Annotated in this window: 2 protein-coding genes; one reads left to right on the top strand and one right to left on the bottom strand. The window is 38.5% G+C overall.

What is annotated here, in order from left to right:
- On the bottom strand, positions 1-1751 hold a 1751-nt coding region (locus U9Q18_00465), incomplete at its 3' end, for a hypothetical protein (GenBank protein ID MEA3312832.1).
- A gap of 332 nt (positions 1752-2083) precedes the next feature.
- Here U9Q18_00465 and U9Q18_00460 point away from each other — a divergent pair.
- Positions 2084-2950, top strand: coding sequence for a hypothetical protein (locus U9Q18_00460; GenBank protein ID MEA3312831.1), 867 nt, complete (start codon positions 2084-2086; stop codon positions 2948-2950).
- The last annotated feature ends 29 nt before the right edge of the window (positions 2951-2979 follow it).

The raw sequence follows: 2979 nt of genomic DNA, 5'->3' as shown, positions 1-2979 counted from the left end.
ATGGGAAGTGTGTCAATGTTCGTTCCAGCTATCTGTCCGGGGTTGTACCACAAATCCGTAAGTATCTTTTTCTCATAACCGCCTTTGTATGATGCAGAAAATGCATTTTCTATTTTTTCTCCTGTTTCCGGGTTTACCATATACACATGCACTATTGCATTAATATTTCCGATGTACACTTTAAGGTCTTGTTCGTAATTTACCAGGGTTTCTTGCGGAGATATATTAATACTACAGGTTGTGCTGTCTTCCGAAGTGAGGTAAAATGTGCTGGCTGGCTTCTTTACACAGCAGGCGTTAAGTGGATCTGGATCTGTTTCCTGCCAGGTGGGTGTTGTGTCTTGATTTGCCCGTTTCCATATAATAGCGGATATATTTACTGATACTCTACTGCTTTTATTGACAAAATAAATGGGCTTTGTAAAAGTGTTTGATGCGGGGTCGTTCCATACATTGTTAATGTCAGGTCCTATCTTGTGCTGTGTGAGTGAGGAAGAAAAGCTTGTTTCCACGTTATAGATATAATAATTGTCTTTCAGGGTGTATTGATTATTTGATGGGTCATCAATGTTTGGCACAGGATGTAGTCCTGCTATTATCTCAAGAGAAGTACCTTCTGCAAGCGGCAGAAGGTCGAAAACTTCTTTTCCTACTGTATAATCATAATACGATCCTGAACCATAAGGTGCATCTGAATACTCTGTATCTATATCTATGTATGGGTTAAAGAAAGTGAGTTTTTGGAGATTTAGAGTGATTATGTTTGATCTGATCACTTCTTTTGCGTAAATTGCAATAGCACCGCCTGTGAGTGTCCCTCCATAAATTTTATATATGCCTTGCGATATTTCTTTTACCGTATATCCACTCCAACCCATTCCTATATAAAAGTAGTTTTTTTTGCCGGTTAAGAAATTGCCGTCTTGATCTGCAAGGCTGAGAACAAGGGACTGATCCAATGTGCCTTCCTCATCGTTGTAAAGAAGCGGGTTTAAAGCGATTGATTTTAATGTCCACGAGATATTGCTGTAATTTGGGATAGTCCTGTATACTATCGCGTCGTTATCGGGGGACACTGAAGGGTAGCCATCTGATATGTATATACAATATTCCCATAGGTCGGCTGTCCCCGGAAAACTTAATGTAAATTGACCTGATGAACTGGCCGGTATGCTGTAATAGCCGGCTATTTTTTTGTTTGGGTATACTACATAGACATTCACAGGCACAAGGACCGCCTGTTCATTACCTCTTGTGATCCACCCGGAGATTGTGTTTGTTTCTCCTGGGCATTGCGCAATAATCTCGCTGTCTATTGATAAGTTGTATTTTATGTAAATGTACGTACTTGTGAGCCAGTTTGGAGTGCTTAATGAATCTGTTGCAACAATTTTGTATTTTCCATCTTTTGGTACATTTCCAGTGCCTATTGAGAACAGTTTTCCTCCGCTCATTGATACTTGATCTATAACATTACCCGAAAGGTCTTCAAGTGCTATTGTCCATGTACTTAACGGATCTTCATCTAATTCTCCTTGTACGGTTTCTCCCATTGTATAGATGTACTGTCTGGCTAATTCATTGTTAGTGCCGACACTGCTTATTGTTGGTGTGGGGTCGAAATATTTTAACGTATCAGCAACTTTGTTTGTTATTGTAATAGAGGAAGGGCTCGTTGTTTTTGCTTTAACTATGCAAAGTGAGGATGCCAGTAAAAAAATAATAATTAAAAAAGATAAAAATTTTTTCATTATTATCAACCTCCTTTTCTAAAGTATACAATGTTTTTATTTTTTATAAAAAGCAAATTTTTGTAAAAAATAAAGTCAGAGAGATATTGTTGCGTTTAGTGAGAATTTTTGATATTTATGGTATAATAATTTTGGTGAAAATGGCAATTTCCGTTAAGTTAATAGAAAAAAATTGGCGTAATTTATAATGGAGTATTGCAAATTTTTAGCGTATTTATCATTTTGAAAGGAGCGAAAAATGTTTACTAAAACACAATTTATCATTTGCTGGTGCGGAAAATGTTTTTCGGTTTATAATAAGAAGCAGTTAAATTTATGAAAAGAGGCGAGCAATGATTTTTTTCTTTACCCCTTCGGGCAGGACTATTCCCATTTCTCTTACTGGTACCCATTGCGGACTGATGTGCAACCACTGCAATGCAGAATACCTTAAGGGAATGTTAACGAAGGAACAGGCATTGAAACTCATCAAGGAAAAATCCCATTACTATACAAGTGCTTTGATAAGTGGCGGTTCGACAGTGGAAGGCAAAGTTCCTGTTATGCAGTATCTCCGCTTCATTAAGCAGCTTAAGCAGATGGGATTAAAGCTTAATTTCCATACGGGTTTTCTTGATAAATCAGAGTTAATAAAACTAAAACCGTATGTAGATAGACTGTCTTTTGATTTTATCTATAATGACGATGTTATCCATAATGTGTACCACCTTTTGGGCAAGTCAAAAGAGAATTACGAAAAAACTTATCTTTTGATGCGGCGTGTTTTAGGAGGGAGGATTCACGATGTGCCTTACGGATACCCTTCTACAAAAATCGTGCCTCATTTTACAATAGGGCTAAATGGCGGGAAAGTGGGAAAAGGCGATTTTGACACAATTGACGAATTGGCATATTTGCGGCCTACGCTTCTTGTGATCAATATTTTTGTCCCTACGCGTGAGACACCGTTTGAGAATTGTCCTGTTCCACCTCTCGAAGATGTGCAAAAGGTGTTAAATAAAGCTCACAAGCGGCTCACCCAAACGACAATGTTTTTGGGATGCATGCGGCCTTTCGGCAAGTACAGGGAAAGGTTGGACATAATGGCGTACGAAGAAGGCGTGAAGGGCTTTGTAAAACCTACAAAACCTTTAGTTGAACGCGTAAAAAAAGATGGTGAACAAATCACCACTGTCGAGGAATGCTGCGCCCTCATTTAAGTTTACGTCACACTGGTGCCAGGCACCAG

It is taken from the genome of Caldisericota bacterium (assembly GCA_034717215.1).
GTDB lineage: Bacteria > Caldisericota > Caldisericia > Caldisericales > Caldisericaceae > UBA646.
The sequence above is the reverse complement of the archived record's forward strand: the minus strand, read 5'-3'. Positions and strand labels throughout refer to the sequence as shown.